Annotated in this window: 11 protein-coding genes; 3 read left to right on the top strand and 8 right to left on the bottom strand. The window is 70.9% G+C overall.

Going from position 1 to position 15,191, the window contains the following annotated elements; genetic code table 11:
• Positions 1–39 precede the first annotated feature (39 nt).
• Positions 40–1,695 (bottom strand): FAD-dependent oxidoreductase, encoded by a 1,656-nt coding sequence (locus tag ACSMTC_RS32600; RefSeq protein ID WP_436563331.1) that lies wholly within the window; start codon positions 1,693–1,695, stop codon positions 40–42.
• Positions 1,692–2,267 (bottom strand): DUF5987 family protein, encoded by a 576-nt coding sequence (locus ACSMTC_RS32595; protein WP_436563330.1) that lies wholly within the window; start codon positions 2,265–2,267, stop codon positions 1,692–1,694. The genes ACSMTC_RS32600 and ACSMTC_RS32595 overlap by 4 nt, the downstream gene beginning before the upstream one ends.
• 391 nt (positions 2,268–2,658) lie before the next feature.
• Between ACSMTC_RS32595 and ACSMTC_RS32590 the strand changes: the two genes are divergently transcribed.
• Positions 2,659–3,435 carry a helix-turn-helix transcriptional regulator gene (locus ACSMTC_RS32590; protein ID WP_436563329.1) on the top strand — a complete coding sequence of 259 codons (777 nt, stop codon included), beginning with the start codon at positions 2,659–2,661 and terminating at the stop codon, positions 3,433–3,435.
• 101 nt (positions 3,436–3,536) lie between these two features.
• Here the strand turns inward: ACSMTC_RS32590 and ACSMTC_RS32585 are convergent, their stop codons facing one another.
• From ACSMTC_RS32585 to ACSMTC_RS32575, 3 genes are all read right to left on the bottom strand, one after another.
• Positions 3,537–4,895, bottom strand: a complete 1,359-nt coding sequence (locus ACSMTC_RS32585) for a cytochrome P450 (RefSeq protein ID WP_436563328.1) — start codon at positions 4,893–4,895, stop codon at positions 3,537–3,539.
• 2 nt (positions 4,896–4,897) lie between these two features.
• Positions 4,898–5,872, bottom strand: coding sequence for a DUF1702 family protein (locus ACSMTC_RS32580; RefSeq protein ID WP_436563327.1), 975 nt, complete (start codon positions 5,870–5,872; stop codon positions 4,898–4,900).
• A 108-nt stretch (positions 5,873–5,980) separates the two neighbouring features.
• Positions 5,981–7,009 carry a DUF1702 family protein gene (locus ACSMTC_RS32575; RefSeq protein WP_436563326.1) on the bottom strand — a complete coding sequence of 343 codons (1,029 nt, stop codon included), beginning with the start codon at positions 7,007–7,009 and terminating at the stop codon, positions 5,981–5,983.
• 358 nt (positions 7,010–7,367) lie between these two features.
• On the opposite strand from ACSMTC_RS32575, the gene ACSMTC_RS32570 reads away from it, so the two are divergent.
• Positions 7,368–8,096, top strand: coding sequence for a maleylpyruvate isomerase family mycothiol-dependent enzyme (locus ACSMTC_RS32570; RefSeq protein ID WP_436563325.1), 729 nt, complete (start codon positions 7,368–7,370; stop codon positions 8,094–8,096).
• A 130-nt stretch (positions 8,097–8,226) separates the two neighbouring features.
• On the opposite strand, the gene ACSMTC_RS32565 is transcribed toward ACSMTC_RS32570, so the two are convergent.
• The 3 genes from ACSMTC_RS32565 to ACSMTC_RS32555 form a co-directional block, all read right to left on the bottom strand.
• Positions 8,227–9,240, bottom strand: coding sequence for an enediyne biosynthesis protein (locus ACSMTC_RS32565; protein WP_436563324.1), 1,014 nt, complete (start codon positions 9,238–9,240; stop codon positions 8,227–8,229).
• Complete coding sequence (locus ACSMTC_RS32560; protein WP_436564879.1) at positions 9,237–11,171, bottom strand: CRTAC1 family protein; 1,935 nt, start codon at positions 11,169–11,171, stop codon at positions 9,237–9,239. Before ACSMTC_RS32560 ends, ACSMTC_RS32565 begins: the two co-directional genes overlap by 4 nt.
• Before the next feature lie 864 nt (positions 11,172–12,035).
• Entirely contained in the window at positions 12,036–13,100 is a 1,065-nt protein-coding gene (locus ACSMTC_RS32555; protein ID WP_436563323.1) for a cobalamin-independent methionine synthase II family protein, read from the bottom strand.
• Positions 13,101–13,483: 383 nt separating this feature from the next.
• On the opposite strand from ACSMTC_RS32555, the gene ACSMTC_RS32550 reads away from it, so the two are divergent.
• On the top strand, positions 13,484–15,118 hold the full coding sequence (locus ACSMTC_RS32550) for an amidohydrolase (protein WP_436563322.1): 1,635 nt from the start codon (positions 13,484–13,486) through the stop codon (positions 15,116–15,118).
• The last annotated feature ends 73 nt before the right edge of the window (positions 15,119–15,191 follow it).

The following is a 15,191-nucleotide window of genomic DNA, read 5'->3' as shown; positions in this document are numbered from 1 at the left end:
GGCCTCCTCCTCGATGGCTCGGTCTGTCGCCGGAACGCGCTACGAGCGCATCAGGCCGGGTATCTGCGCCTGCACACCGCGCCGTCCGCTGGTCCCGCCGTCCGGCGCGGGTGCGCCGTACCTGACGTCCACGCCCCGCTGCCGCGCGGCGCGCACGATGCCGGGGATCGCGCGCTCGGCGAGCGCCGAGATGGTCAGCGCGGGGTTGACCGTGAGCGCTCCCGGGACGGCGGAACCGTCGGTGACGAAGATGCCCGGGTGGTTGCGGAGTTCCTGCCGGTCGTCGAGCGCCGAGGTCCGGGGGTCGTCGCCGATCCGGCAGGACGCCAGCGGGTGCACGGTGTACGCGCCCACCAGGTCGTTGGTCCACGGCATGACGCGGGACAGTCCGTCGCGCTCCAGGATGTCCTTCACCACGGCGTCCGACTCGGCCCAGCCGCGCAGGGTGTTGGCGGTCGGCCGGTAGCTGATCGGCCCGCGCCCGAGCATCTGCTGGGAGATCCGGACCGCGTTGCCGGTGGGCGGCGGCGGCCCGAAGACGCCCTCGTTGTCATCCTCGACCATGGTGAAGACGGTCAGCCAGGACTGCCACCGCCGGACCAGCTCCTTCTTCTCCACGCCGAACCAGCTGGGGCCGCTCGCGTCGGGCACCTGCGCCAGGATGGTGCCGAACCCCGGTGGGAAGTAGAGCTGTTCCAGCGAGAAGCGCGAGTGCTCCGGCAGCGACCCGTCGAGGTTGTCCCAACTCGCCACGACCGGGCCCTTGCCGATCTGGTTGGCCCCGAACGCCCGGCCGTCCCCGCGCCCCAGACCCAGCAGCTCCCGGGCCCGGTCCTCGTTGACGACGGCCGTGTTGAGGCGCTCCCCGTTGCCGGAGAAGTAGCGGCCGACGGCGGAGGGCATCCTGCCGAGGGCCGCCTCGGAGCGCTGGAGGATCACCGGAGTGGCGCCGGCGCCGGCGGCGAGCACCACGATCTTCGCGTCGATCGTGCCGCTGCCGACGTGCACGCGGTAGTCCGTGTCGTCGACGACGCCGTAGTGCACCCGGTAGCCGCCGTCGTCCGTCCGGGAGAGCCGCTGCACCTCGTGCAGCGGCCGGATCTCGGCTCCGTGGGCGAGGGCGGCGGGCAGGTAGTTCAGCAGCAGGGACCGCTTGGCGTCGAAGCGGCAACCGGACATCATCCAGTTGCAGTTGGTGCACTTCGCCCGGTCGATGGCGGCCGGGACGGGGTTGGCGGTGCGTCCCGCGTGCTCGCAGGCGGCGGCGAACAGCCCACCCGCGTAGGTGACGTCGCTCCAGTCCTGCTGGGTGACGGGCAGCGCCTCCACCACCCGGTCGTACCAGGGGTCGAGGACGTCCCTGGTGATGGCCGCCGGCCACATCCGGCGACCGATGCCGCCGCGGCGCTCGAAGACGAACCGCGGCGCACGCGGCATGGCGGCGAAGTACACCACGCTGCCGCCGCCGACGCAGTTCCCGCCGAGCAGGCTCATGCCGTCGCCCACCACGAAGTCGAAGATCCGGGTGTACGAGGAGCCGAGCAGGAAGTCGTGCTCGAAGTCGTCCGCCTCCAGCCAGGGGCCGCGCTCCAGCACGGTGACCCGCGCGCCGCCGGCGGCCAGGTGGTAGGCCGCGATCGCCCCGCCGAAGCCGCTGCCCACGATCAGGACGTCGGTGCTCTCGGTGCTCGTCATGCGGGGCTCCCTGAGGGCGTGGTGTCCGGGTGGGGATCGGCCAGCTGCCTGCCGTAGGAGAAGTCGGGGAACCGCCACAGGCCGTCGTCGTCCGGCTTCATGAATCCCATCGCCACCAGGCCGGGATGGCCCGCCGCGATCGCGTCCGTGGTGTGCAGATGGGCGGCGGTGTCGAAGGCCATGTTGCTGAACAGCGCCAGCAGCACCCACAGTTCCCGTTCCTGGTGGTCCGGCCCGGTCAACGTCCGTACCAGGCTGGTCCGGTCCTCGAACGGGAGCGCGACGAACGGCGGCACCGACTCGTCGAGCCGCAGTCCGTGCTCGGCGGCGTAGGCCCGCGCATGGCGGTTCAGCGCCTGCTCGTAGTCGTCCAGGGCGTCCGACAGTCCGGTCGCGGGTGTCTCCAGCAGCTCGATGGCGCCGGCCTGCACCGCGCCGCCGCCACTGGAGGCGCCGGCCACCGCCCGATCGTCGGGTGAACGCTTCTCGCCCGGGACGATCGTGTCCGCGAACGCCTCGAGCGTCATGGTCCGGTTATCGTGTTGATCTGGGGAACGCGAGCCCACCGGCATCTCCTCAGGTGCTCGTCGAAAATCGAGGCCCGGCGCACCGGCCGACCCCGATTCGCATACGCGACTTTGGCATCGTCCGCGCAATACCCCCCTCTCCGCATCTCCTGCGTTGCTGGGGCGTTCTCACGCATACCCCCCGGTATCCCGCCCTTGGACGCCGTCTACTGAATGTGCGGTAGGCCCGTTGCGCCTGCCATGTGCACCTGCTACGGTCGTCAATCGTTATTGCGTCGATACTTTTCGTCTTCGCCTTTCCAGAGGTGGGCTCCTCCGCATGCCCTGGCTCCTCTGCCGGCCGGCTCGGTACTCCGGCTGCGACTTTTGCTCCTGATCAGTGCCAGGGCGGAATCTCTGTTCATCCGTCGGTGCAGTGGAGAACCTGGAGTCGGTAATGAAACCTGCCATCGAGCAAGCTGTGACCCGGGCCATCGAGACCATGCACGAGAACATCGGCGAAATGCTGACCATAGACGATATGGCACAGGTCGCCATGTACAGCAAATTCCACTTCTCCAGAGAATTCCAGCGAGTGACCGGGGTGTCGCCGAGGCGTTTTCTCTCCGCCATTCGCATCGAGGCCGCAAAACGTCTTCTCATCGAAACGACGTTCACGGTGACCGAGATAAGCCACCGCGTCGGATACAACAGCGTCGGCACCTTCAGCTCGCGGTTCGCGAGCAGCGTCGGCGTCTCCCCCACGATGTTCCGTCAGCTCAGGGGCTTCACCCCCCGGATCCAGGTGGACTCGCGCTCCCGCACCCAGAGCGCCGAGCTCTCGACCCTCCGGGGCGAGATCCGGGCCTCGGTCGCCGGGGAGCTCGGCCGGGTGTTCGTCGGACTGTTCCCGACCCGGATCCCGGAGGGCCGGCCGGCCGCCTGTACCGTCCTCCCGCACCCCGGCGGCTTCCTGCTCGACCGCGTGCCGAGTGGCACCTGGTACCTGCTGGCACACTCCATCCCCGCCTCCTTCGACGAGGTGCTGACCGGCGATCGCGAGGTCTCGGTGGGATCGGTCGGACCGGTCGAGATACGACCCGGCGTGCCACTGCTGCCGGTCGAGCTGCGCCTGCGCCCGATCCGCGCCCTGGACCCGCCGATCCTGCTGGCACTGCTGGACGTACGGGCGGCGGCGCTCGGCGGACGGACGCCGGTGGCCGACACCGCCTGACGTATCGTCAACTCCTAAGCCTGGGCGCCCTCCCGCCCAGTGTCCCCGCGACACCGGTCTCGGGGGCGCCGGGCGGAAGGACGCAGCCGGACCCCGGCGCCTCAGCCGGCGGGATGCACGGTCATCGGCAGGCCCCCGCGGACCCTCAGCGACAGCATCGGCTCGGCCACCACGCGGTGGCCGGGCACCTTGGCCAGCCGGAGGTCCCGGGCGACCATGGCGATCGTGAACGTGGCCTCCAGCAGCCCGAGATGGCTGCCGACGCAGAAGCGCGGCCCCGCCCCGAACGGGATGTAGGCGTACCGGGGCCGGTCCGTGGCCCGGTCCGGGTCGAAGCGCTCCGGGTCGAACTGCTCGGGCGCGTCCCAGAACCCGGGGTGGCGGTGCAGCGTGTACGGGCAGATCAGGACGTCGGCACCGGCGGGCACGTGGTACCCGCCCACCTCGTCCTCCGCCTGGGCCTGCCGCGGCAGGATCCACACCGGCGGGTAGAGCCGCATGACCTCCTCCACCACCATCGAGGTGTACCGCAGGCGGTGCAGGTCCTCGAACTCGGGCAGGCCCTCTCCCAGCACCTCGACGGCCTCGGCGTGCAGCCGGTCCATCACCTCGGGATGCCGGTCGGCCAGGTAGAAGGTCCAGCCGAGGGTGCTCGCCGTGGTCTCGTGGCCGGCGAGCAGCAGGGTGACCAGCTCGTCGCGCATCCGCTGCCGGCCGACCCGGCGGTCGGGCTCCTGGCGGGTGGAGACGATCAGGCGGGACAGCGCGTCGTCCCCCTCGCTCTCCGCGCCGTCACGGGCGACCCGGTCCGCCACCAGGCGGTCGACCAGCCGCTGCAGGTCCTGCCGGGCCTGCCGGAAGCGGCGCTGCCTGGACAGCGGCACCCACCCGGGCACCATCCCCATGGTGACCATGTCGAACATCGCCTGGTCCTGCACGGCCTCGAAGTCGTGCCCGACCGCCTCGAAGGCGCCGAGGTCGACGTCGAGCAGCGTGCGGCCGAGCACTCCGAGGGTGAGCGCCGTCATCTCCCCGACCACGTCGACCGGTCCACCGCCTTCGTACGCCCGCAGCCGGCCGACCAGTTCGGCCGCCTCCTCCGCCACGGCACCGGCCGCCCGGGCGATCCGCTTGTGCTGGAAGGCGGGCTGGATCTGCCTGCGCTGCTTCCGCCAGAGCTCGCCCTCGCTGGTCAACAGGCCGTTGCCGAGGGCCCGTCGGGCCTGGACCAGGCCGATTCCCTTGTGGTAGTTGGCCGCGTTGTCCGCGAGCACGTGTTTGGCGTGGTCGGGATGGTTGAAGAAGTAGAGCGTCTTGGGGCCGATGGAGATCCGGACCGCGTCGCCGTACTCCGCCGCGGCGGAGCGCATCAGCGCGAGCCGGTCGCCCACCAGCCTGCGCAGCAGGACCGGGGCGGATCTCCGCGGCGGACCCGGCGGCACCCGGCGGGTCGTGGCCACGGCTAGCACCCCCCGACGTCGGTGAAGCGGTCGGCGATGGCCCGGCGCCACACCTCGTACGCGGGGAGTGCACCCGGCACCGGCCCGGCCGGCCGTACCTCCTGGGTGACCCGGGCCGCCTGAGCGGGCGTCATACCGCAGAGGACCCGTGTCGCGAGCTCGGTGTGCGGAGCCGGCAGTCCGGCCCGCTCCCGGGCCTCGGCCGCGAACGCGCTGCCCTGCGCGACCATGGCCCGGTGGGAGCCGGCCCGTTCCCGGAACGCCCGCAGCTCCGCCTCGTCCACGCCACCTGCGTAGGTGGCCGCCAGTCCGGCCCCGCTGTAGAGGTCGGACCGCCTGGACTCCGGAAACTTCTCGATCATGGTGGCGACCAGGTCGGCGTCGGTGCCTCCGACGAACCACAGCGCCCGGCCGATTCCCTGGTCGATCGCACGGCCGGCGTACGACGGCGAGTCATGGGCCGGCCAGGGGAAAGCCGGATCCCGATACTGTTCGTGAACGTATCGGGCGGTACGGAAGTACGCCTGGTGGAATCCGTATCCGTCGAGCACCAGCCAGCGCAGCAGCGGGTCGAGCGCGTCGATGTCGGGCCAACGGAACCGCGGCAGCCGGGCCATCGCCCAGCCGACCCCGATGTAGACCATGTAGACGTGGTCCGCGCCCCTTCCGGCGAGAAACCGGTCCACCGAACCGGAGCCGGACAGCGGCAGACCGTCGAGCATGGCGAAGCCCATTCCGGCGCCTTCGTAGGCGAAGCCGCGGAATCGGATCGGGACGCCCTCCAGGAGGTTCTCCGCCGCTACCGTGTCCCGGGCCTCCATGGCATAGCCGTAGCCCTCCAGAAACCGCTCGCCGACCGTCTCCAGAAGTTGCTGGGCGGAGGGCGTCTTCCGGTGGAAACCACGCTTCTCCAGTAGCGTTTCAGAGGTGCTCGGAGTGAGCATACGACGTCGGAGCGTCCGCCATGCGCTGGGCACACCATTCTCCCCTCAGGTTTTCCTCATGGGCAGCGGATCCGGGCCCGCAGATGATTTCCCATCGCTCCGGCCCGGAACATCTCCGCATATGCTCGGTTCGCCTCGTGCTCAGTCCGCCTCGGCCGCCGGTTTCGGTGCGGGCCGCAGCGCGCTGCCGAAGTCGCGGAAGCGCATCCGCACGTTCGCCCGCCACAGTTCGTACGGCGGCGCTCCGTGGGCGGAGCCGTCCCGGGCGCGGTCGTCGACGGCGCAGTCGTCGGCCAGCTTCGCGGCCGCATCGACCGACAGGCCGGTCAGAGCCGTCGAGGCGTCCTCGCAGTGCGCGGGGACGAACCCCGCGTAGGCGCGTGCTTTGGAAGCGAACACCGACCCCTGGGCGAGCTCCGCCCGGTACGCACCCGCCTCGTCGCGCAACCCGGCCAGGCCCTCGGCCGTGCAGCCTCCGGCGAAGGTCGCGGCCAGTCCCACCCCGCTCCACAGATCGGCCTGCCGCTGCACGCCGAACTTCCTTACAGCGGAAGAGACTTGCTTCGGTGAACCACCGTGGATGAACCACAGCGCCCGTCCGATGCCCTGGTCCACCGCCCGTGGGAAGTACTCGGGCGCGCCCTGCCAGGGGTACGGCTTCGGTGTGCACTGCTCGTCGACCCAGCGCCGGGTGTGGAAGTAGGCGAGGTCGAAGCCGTATCCGTCGACCGCCAGCCAGCTCATCGTCGGGTGGTACGGCGTCCCGGTCAGCTCCGGCAGCACCTTCTTCCAGAGCGGCCGCGGCAGCCGCGCCATCGCGAAGCCGATGCCGATGTACGCCAGGAAGATGTGCGGCTGTCCGGGCCCGGCCAGCAGGTCGCGGGTACGCCGGCCCCTGCCCATCGCGTCGAGGACGGTGAAGGCCATCGTGACGCCCTCGTAGGCGAATCCGCGATGTTCGGGGTCGACCAGGCCGAGTCGGCGCTCGACCTCCCACTGGTCCCGCGCGTCAATGCCCCACTCGAAGCCGCAGACCACCGCCTGGGGCACCGCCTCCAGCCGCGCGGTGGCCGGCGTGGATGTCACCGGGAAGCCGCGCCCGGCGAAGGCCACCGAAGCCAGTGACGGTGTCAGCGCCAGTCGGCGCAGCGATCCGAAGGTCGTCGGCACGATCCCCTCCCAGCCTCACGTCCTTGACGACGGCCTCTCCATGGTCCAGCGGCGAGGTCGCGGCCCGCATCTCTGCGGTTGCGTTCCCGACCGGCGCCCGGAGCCCCGGATGACGCGCTAGCACTCCTTCGAAGCGTCGGTCGGGATGCCGACAACTCCCTTACCCTGCAGGCCTTTTACCACTCGATACCCGAACCGGACCAGCCGCCGGGCATCTTCGGAAATGCTGCGTCCGAAGCCCCACGAGCCGTTGTCTAACTCCCTTACATCACTGTGGAATTGACTGTGGATCAGGTCACGATTCGGGCGTCGTCGGATCCGCTTCCCGCCAGGGCCGTCCGACCGGAGGAGAGCTCATATGAGCACGTACCATCGGCAAGCCGAGAGCACGTCCCCGGCCCTGTGGGTCCGGGAACCGGACCATCTCGCCTATCGCGGCTCCCGGGAGGGCATCACCGGGCTGGTGCTCGGCAGGCCCGGAGCGGCGGGCGTTCCCGTTCCCGCCTGTCCGGGGTGGACCGTGAGGGACGTGGTCGGCCACCTCGTCGAGGTCTGCCGGGCGGTGGCCGCCGACGCGCCCGGCAACCTGTGGGAGGTGCCGCACACCGACTCCGGTACCGGCCTCACCGGCCTGCTCGCCGAGTGGGAGCGGCTGGACGGTCGGGTGGAGCAGGTGCTCACCGACTCTCCGCAGCTGCGGCACACCATGATGATGATGGACGCGTTCACCCATGAGCTCGACCTCCGGGGCGCCCTGCGGGCACCGGTGGTCGCCGCCCATCCGTCGTACCCTTCGGCGCTGGACCTGGTCGTCCGGGGCTTCTCGATCTCGGTGCGCGCGCACGGGCTTCCGGCGCTGCGCATCGGGACGCCGGGCGCCGAGTGGCTGGCCGGCGACGGCGAACCGGCCGCCACCCTCCACGGGCACCGTCACGATCTCCTCCGTTCGCTCACCGGTCGGCGGACGCTCGGGCAGATCTCCGAACTGGCCTGGAGCGCCGCGCCCCAGACCTGGTTGCCCGCGTTCGCCTGGGGGCCGTTCCGCCCGCCGGCGCGGTCCGTCGAGGCCGCCCTCGCCGGGCGGTGACCCGGCGGACCGGTCTTCGGCGGACCGGGAGAACGGCTCTGTGGCGCTGCCCCGTCGGGCGGCGCCACAGAGCCGTCGCGGTGTCACGCGCCGGGAGTCGGAGCCCCCGGTGCCCGCGGTGTCCGCCGCCTCACGCCGCGACCGCCCCGACCTGGCTCTGCTGCGGCTGCGCGGCCGCCCCGCCGGAGGACTCCGCCCCGGTGGCGTCCGCCTGCCGAGCCCGCTTGATCAGGTGCGCGGCCCACCAGCCGAGCCCGCGCAGACCGCAGACGATCGTGGTGGCGAAGAACAGGGTGTAGACGACGTTGAACACCATCAGGATCGCGTACACGAAGGCGACCGAGGAGCCGAACACGAACTGGGCCCGGCCCTTCATCGGTGTCGTTCCCGGGTCGCTGATCATGTAGTTGGTGAACAGCACGAAGGCGACACCGGTCATCACGCCGAGCGCGGAGAACAGCGCGACGTGCCAGATCCAGTGCCGGACGAACGCCTGGATGGCGAAGGCGCCGAGCCAGCCGACGATCAGCGGGGTCCGCTTGGTGAGCAGGGCGTTGATCACCGTTCCCGCGGTGGCGATGATCAGCGGGATCATCACCCGGAAGTAGGTGTTCGCGTTCTCCGTGAACTCGTAGGGCGGCGCGATGCTGAACCAGGAGCCGAAGCACAGCAGCGACATCGTGATCCCGAAGTTGGACGGGTTCATGAAGTGCCGCATCCGGCCCGCGATCGGCGCCTGCAGCGCGTGCTTGCCGCCGACCCCGACGACGACGCCGAAGAACACCGGCAGCAGCTGGTTGTTCCCGTAGGTCAGCATGTTGACCGCCAGCGCCGTGATGTGGGCCGGCAGCAGGAACTCGTACACCCCGCGCACCCCGTTCCCGCGGAAGCGGGGCGCGCGCCGCTGGGCCCAGGCGCTGATCAGCTCGAAGCAGATCTCGCAGACGTAGGCGGTGAGCACCGCGATGATCGGCCACAGCCAGGGCTGCTCGAAGCCGAGCAGGGTGTAGCCGAAGATGTTGAACACACTGATCGAGATCGCGAAGTTCCGCAGGGCGAGGTACCGCGGGTCCTTCGGCTTCGCGGGGCCGGCCGTCGCGGCCGCCGCCACGCCTTTGGGTCGGGGTTGCGCGGTCGTGCTCATCGGCTCGGAACCTCCTGGACGTCGCTGGTCAGCATGAGGGAGTGCGTGCCCGGGCTGAGCTGCTTCGTCGTCTGGTGCAGGGTGCCGCCCGCGTCCCGCCACGTCAGGTGGGCGGTGACCGGCCCGTGGTAGGTGCCGAGCCCGAAGCGCACGTCGAAGCTGCGGAAGCCGCCGTGGCCGCCGCCGCCGTCGAGCTGGGAGATCTGGGTGCCGGCCGGGGTGGTGATCCGGACCGTGGCGCCGTACGCCGGTGACCCGGTGTTCACCAGGCCCTGGCCCGCTCCGCCGGCCCCGGTCGGCCGGTAGAGCCGCAGGTTCAGGTAGTCGCCCAGGTTCGGCGACGTGTTGGCGTAGAAGGCCGGCGGCCCCCACTGACGGGCCACGGCGAAGTCCAGTGCGCCGGTCCCCATGGTGTCACCGGTGGCGATGCCGCGGGTCGGCGTCTTCACCGCGATGCCCAGCTGCGAGCTGATGTTGACGTACCGGCCGTCGGGGGTCTTCGCGTAGAAGGCGATGGCCTCGTCCCCGGCGATGTCGTCACCCGGCTGGACGTTGGGCCACATCGCCGGGTTGGACAGCAGGTCGTCGTTGGTCATGGCCATCTCCTGCAGCCAGGGCCACCGGTCGATGTTCCCCTTCACGAAGCCGTCGGCCTGGAGGACCGACAGGTCGCCGCTGTTGAGGAAGTCGCCCATCTTGGCGTCCCAGCCCCACCCGGTCCAGGCCATTCCGTACTGCTGGGCCTCCTGGGTGAACGGCGCGACGCCGCTGCTCAGTCTGCGCCGCATGTCGGCGTCGTCCTTGGCCTGGTTGATCCAGACGAAGTTGCTCTCCTCCAGGCCCCAGGGGACGGTGATGTTGCTGACCACCATGTCGAACCTGCCGTCGTGGCCGAGGTCGCCGAAGTCGACGCCCATGCCCTTGAACGAACCGTTGCCGAGCACGAAGGACTTGGGTGTGGTCGGCGTGCGCTCGCCCTTGGCCTCGGTGAAGCTGATGTGCCCGGGCGTCGACCTGTTGTACAGCAGGTGCGCGTGTCCGAAGTCGTTGGCGATGTACAGGTCCGGCAGTCCCTCACCGGTCAGATCGGCACCCGAGATGGCCAGCGTCCATCCGGTCGACGCGCTGTAGGGGATGGCGTCCTTCTCCTCCACGTACGACACCGTGGGCTCGGGCCCCGAGGTGCTCCGGTACCAGCGCAGCACGTGGTCGCCGCCGGCGTTCCTGGCGCTGGACAGCGAGTTGTTCATCACCACGTTGTTCAGCCCGTGCGGATCGAGCACGTCGGAGTCGGGGAAGTAGTTGCCGATCACGATGGACGGGTGGCCGCTGCCGTCGAGGTCGGCGACGTAGTCCGCGTCGGTGTTCCACCGCGGGCCGTGGTACCTGCCGTCCAGCGACTGCGACGGCACCAGTTCCCGCGGTACGTAGGAACCCGCGGACGGGGTGGTGGCATCCGACTTGGCCATGAACAGGATCGGCGTGCGCCCCCAGTACGTCACCAGGAGGTCCATCCGGCCGTCCCCGTTGAAGTCGCCGGGCGTGCAGCCGGTGGGCGCCATGGTGTCGTCCACCGGGAGCGGCGCGGCGTCGAGCACGAAGGGCGTGAAGCGGTCGGCCGGCCGGGCGGTCGGCGTGTACGTCACGATCACGCTGTTGGTCCTGGTGTCGACGATGCACATGCCGTCGGCCACGCCGTGCCCGGTGAGGTCGTTGATCGCGATGCTGGCACCGACCGAGGAGATCCACGAACGGATCTTCTGGTAGGCCGGGTTCACGGTCCGGACGGTGTTCATCGGCTGCCGGTCGTAACCGGGCGGCATGGCTATCGGCATCTCCTTGAAGCCGTACTGCTTCGCGACCTGTTCCCCCCCGGCTACCGCGACCGAGGTCCGTACCGCGAAGAACAACGAGGTGGCCACCACTATCACCACCAGGCCTGGTATCAGTCTGCGGAACCGCTCACGGTACGCCACCGAGTTCCCCTCTCGACGGATCGACAAGTTCCCGTACTCACAGGGCGTGCAAGGACGCGGTCAAGACCTCCTGAAACCAGGAAAGTTCCGCGTTTCTTGGAATCCGCGTTTCCGAATTGCGACGGTGAATCCAACTTCACGCGCAGGTTTACTACACGAGGATGTACGCCGCGCGCTCGCCGTAGCTTCTCTCACGTTGCTCACCGCCGGACAACCGGCTCTACCAGGGGTTCTCCGTCGGGAAAACTCCCGAGGGCAGGGGTGCGGGCAGCCCTGGGCTCCTCGTCCGCGGTCACCGGCCCGAGCAGGGCGGCATGCCGCCGACGGCGGATCGCGGGCCGCCGCATCGCGGGCCTGCCGCATCGCGGACGGAATTTCGGCGAAGGAAGCACAAAGGTGCGGCGATGGACAACCCGCCCCGACCGCAGGGCGATTCGGGATTCCTGAACGGTCGGCGGCTCTCCACGGGTCAATTCGTCTGCCCTGGGCCCACCGGCCCGCCCCGGGCAGCCCACTGTCCGGGGGATTTCCGTCGGTCGCGGCCATCCCGCACCCGGCGAAGATCTCCGCCACTCGCCGTACGAAACGCTTTCGGAGCCGGCTGCCCCGAGCCCGCGAGTTCCCCGAGCCGGCGCGTTGGCCCGAGCCGACACGTTCCCCCGAGCCGGCGAGTCGACCCGGCTCCGGCCGCGTCGGCCCGGCTCCGGCCGCGTGGACCCGGCTCCGGCCTCGACTGCGCGGGCCTTCGGCCACAGAAGCGGGCGGCGACCCGCCCACGGCGGGTCGCCGCCCGTCACCCGTGCCGGGTGTGGAGCACGGTCACAGGCCGAGGGCCTGCGATGCCAGCGCGGTCCCCCGCACCCGCGCGTCGATCTTGGCGAAGGCGAGGTCGCGCGAGGTGGAGGTGTCGTCGGCGAACGGGGAGAAACCGCAGTCGTCGCAGGTGCCCAACTGGTCGACCGGGATGTGCCGGGCCGCGAGCAGGACCCGGTCGCGCACCTGCTCCGGGGTCTCGACGACGGGATCGATCGGGTCGGTCACCCCGACGAACACCCGGATCCCCGGCCGCAGTTGGCCGGCGATGATGCTCAGGACACGCTCGGGGTCGGGCTCACCAGCCAGCTGTACGTAGAAGTTGCCGGCCTTCAACTGGAAGAGCTTGGGCAGCAGTTCGGCGTAGTCGACGTCCAGGCTGTGGGTGGAGTCCTGGTCCCCGCCCGGGCAGGTATGCACCCCGATGCGGGCCCGTTCCTCCTCGGTGAACCGGCCGAGCACCTCGTTGTTGAGGGCGATGAAGTCGTCGAGCACACCTTGGGACGGGTCCAGTTTGAGGGACAGCCGGCCTTCGGTGAAGTCCAGCTGGACGCGGTGCGCGCCCGCCTCGAGGCAGCCGCGGATGTCGGCCTCGGCCTCGTCGGCCAGATCGCGCAGGAACGCGTCGCGCGGGTAGCCGTCGATCGGCTCGGCGGGGTAGAGCAGACTGAGCGCGGACGGTGCGATGACCGCCTGCTTGACGGGGCGGCCGGTGTGGCGCAGGGCGTTGCGCAGATAGCCGTCCGCATGGACCCGGTAGCGGAACGGCCCCGCGGTCAGCCGGGGCAGTTGGCGGATGTGGCCGTCGGCGAAGGGGATGACGGCACCGTCCGGGTCGAGGGTGGTCAGCCCCGCGAGCGGGTACGTGACGAAGCTGGGCTTGCTCTGCTCTCCGTCGACCAGCACGGGGCAGCCCAGCTCCTCCAGCCTGGTCAGCGTTTCGATCGTCGCCTCTTCCTGAAGCTTCGTCAGTTCGGCTTCATTCAGCCTTCCTTGGGCGTGCTCCGCCAACGCTGCCTGCAGGGAGCTCGGCCTCGGGATGCTGCCGATGGCCTCCGTGGGAATAGTCATGCCAGGGACCGTAGGAACCGCGACCGTCCCGCGCAACGGCGCCGTCACCCGTGCCGCGAGGGCGGATCCCACCGGCTCGGCAGCCGGGCCCGACGGGTACCGCACCGTGATCGGGAATCCCACAGGTCACCGGTGCGCGCCACGGGAGGTCCGAACCGCTCGCACGAGGTCGCCTGGGGCCCGTACGGCCCGAGAACACCGGCGGGAATTCACCCGATCGGTATCGACAGTGGTACGGAGTTGACGGCGGGTCCGTGCGGTGATGCGTCGTCAGGGGAGCCGGTCGGCAGGCGGTGGAGCGCGTCGGGGTAGGTTGCGGCCACGGCGGCCGCGAGGCCGGCCGGTCCGGTGGTGTCCACGGTGACAAAAAGGGGAGTGCTCCGATGAACGACAGGACGGCGGATCTGGTGGTGCGCGCGGGCACCGTGCACACCCTGGCGGCGACCGGGCGGCCGGCCACCGCACTGGCGGTGCGCGGTGGCGTGATCGCGGCCGTGGCCGGGCCGGGCGAGGAACGGGACCTGCTGCGGCAATGGAGCGGCCCGGCCACCACGGTGGTCGACGATCCCGGACTCGTCGTACTGCCGGCGTTCGTCGACACCCACAACCATCTGATGCTGGCCGCCCGCAACCTGCTCGGCGTGCCCGTCTCCCAGGCGCGGGACATCCCCCGGTTCGTCGGGCTGGTGCGTGAGCGTGCCGCGCGCACCCCCGCCGGGCAGTGGATCGTCACCGGTGCCGACTGGCACGAACTCCAGCTGGCCGAGCGGCGGATGCCCACCGCCCTGGAGCTGGACCGGGCCACCACCGACCACCCCGTGCTGGCACTGCGCGGCGGCCACAACGGAGTGCTCAACTCCGCCGGGCTGCGCCTGGCCGGCATCGGCCCCGACACGCCGGATGTGCCGGGCGGCTTCATCTCCCGCGACGCGGCGGGCCGTCCGACCGGCTGGGTGCAGGACGCCGCACTGGAACTGGCCCTGAAAGTCCTGCCCCCACTGCCCTCCGAGGCCCTCGCCGACGGCCTGCGCCAGGCGTCCGCCACCTACGCGGCCCACGGGATCGGGACCGTGCGCGACCCTGCCGTCACCCCCGAGGAGTGGCAGACCTACCGCAGGGCCGAAGCCGCCGGGCAGTTGTCGGTACGCAGCCACGCCATGATCTTCTCCACACCGGCGGCCATCGCCTCCGCCGGATCAACCGCCGCCTATCTCGACGGCCTCGAGGACCAGGGCATCACACCGGGGACGGGGCAGGGGCTGCTGCGGCTGTGGGGCCTGAAGTTCGTGCTCGACGGCGGTGTCGAAGCCGCCGCACTGTCCCTGCCCTATGCCGACCGGCCCGACTTCCACGGCGAACTGCTGTGGGACCGCTCGGACTTGACCGAGGCCCTGGCCCTCTGCGTGCGGCGCGGCTGGCCCGTGGGCACCCACGCGTTCGGCGACCGGGCCGTCGCCGAACTCCTCGACGCCGTCCGCGAGGTGGAGGGCCGCCTCGGTCCGGTGCCGCCCGGCATGCTGGTCGTCGAGCACGGCGGCCTGATCACACCCGAGCGGATCGCCGACGCCGCCGCGCTGGGCGTGCACATCACCGTCCAGCAGGCGCTGCTCGGCGGACTCTCCCACGCCCTGACCGCCTCCTGGGGCCCGCAGCGGACGGCCGAGCTGTTCCCCCTGCGGGAACTGGTCGACGCCGGGGCCTGGATCAGCGCGGGCACCGACCACCCCATCGGCCCCCTCGACCCTCTGCTCGGCCTGCACGGCATGACCACCCGTCAGACCCCCGCCGGGGTACTCGGCCCCCGGCACGCCATCAGCCGTCCCGAGGCGCTGCACCTGTACACCACCGCCGGCGCCCGGCTCCTCGGCGCCCCGGACGGCGTCGCACTGGTCCCCGGCGCACCGGCCGACCTGGTCGCCTACTCCACCGACCCGCTCACCTGCCCGACGGAGCAACTGGGCCACCTCACCCCCGCCCTCACCGCGGTCGGCGGCCGGATCGTGCACCGCGCCGCCTGAGGCGGCACCCGCACGGGAGAGTCACCCCGCCGTGTCACGCGCCCGGCTCCCGGCTCCCGGGAACAGACCAGGA

The sequence above is a fragment of the Kitasatospora sp. HPM-01-4 genome, from assembly GCF_051374625.1.
Classification (GTDB): Bacteria; Actinomycetota; Actinomycetes; order Streptomycetales; family Streptomycetaceae; genus Kitasatospora.
Note: the sequence above shows the minus strand (reverse complement) of the source record. Positions and strands in the feature narration are given on the sequence as shown.

What these genes read in the sequence shown, in the direction of transcription:
- ACSMTC_RS32570 (WP_436563325.1), top strand. Translation starts at nt 7,368, where the DNA reads ATGAGCACGTACCATCGGCAAGCCGAGAGCACGTCCCCGGCCCTGTGG.
- ACSMTC_RS32595 (WP_436563330.1), bottom strand. Translation starts at nt 2,267, where the DNA reads ATGCCGGTGGGCTCGCGTTCCCCAGATCAACACGATAACCGGACCATG.
- ACSMTC_RS32550 (WP_436563322.1), top strand. Translation starts at nt 13,484, where the DNA reads ATGAACGACAGGACGGCGGATCTGGTGGTGCGCGCGGGCACCGTGCAC.
- ACSMTC_RS32555 (WP_436563323.1), bottom strand. Translation starts at nt 13,100, where the DNA reads ATGACTATTCCCACGGAGGCCATCGGCAGCATCCCGAGGCCGAGCTCC.
- ACSMTC_RS32565 (WP_436563324.1), bottom strand. Translation starts at nt 9,240, where the DNA reads ATGAGCACGACCGCGCAACCCCGACCCAAAGGCGTGGCGGCGGCCGCG.
- ACSMTC_RS32600 (WP_436563331.1), bottom strand. Translation starts at nt 1,695, where the DNA reads ATGACGAGCACCGAGAGCACCGACGTCCTGATCGTGGGCAGCGGCTTC.
- ACSMTC_RS32590 (WP_436563329.1), top strand. Translation starts at nt 2,659, where the DNA reads ATGAAACCTGCCATCGAGCAAGCTGTGACCCGGGCCATCGAGACCATG.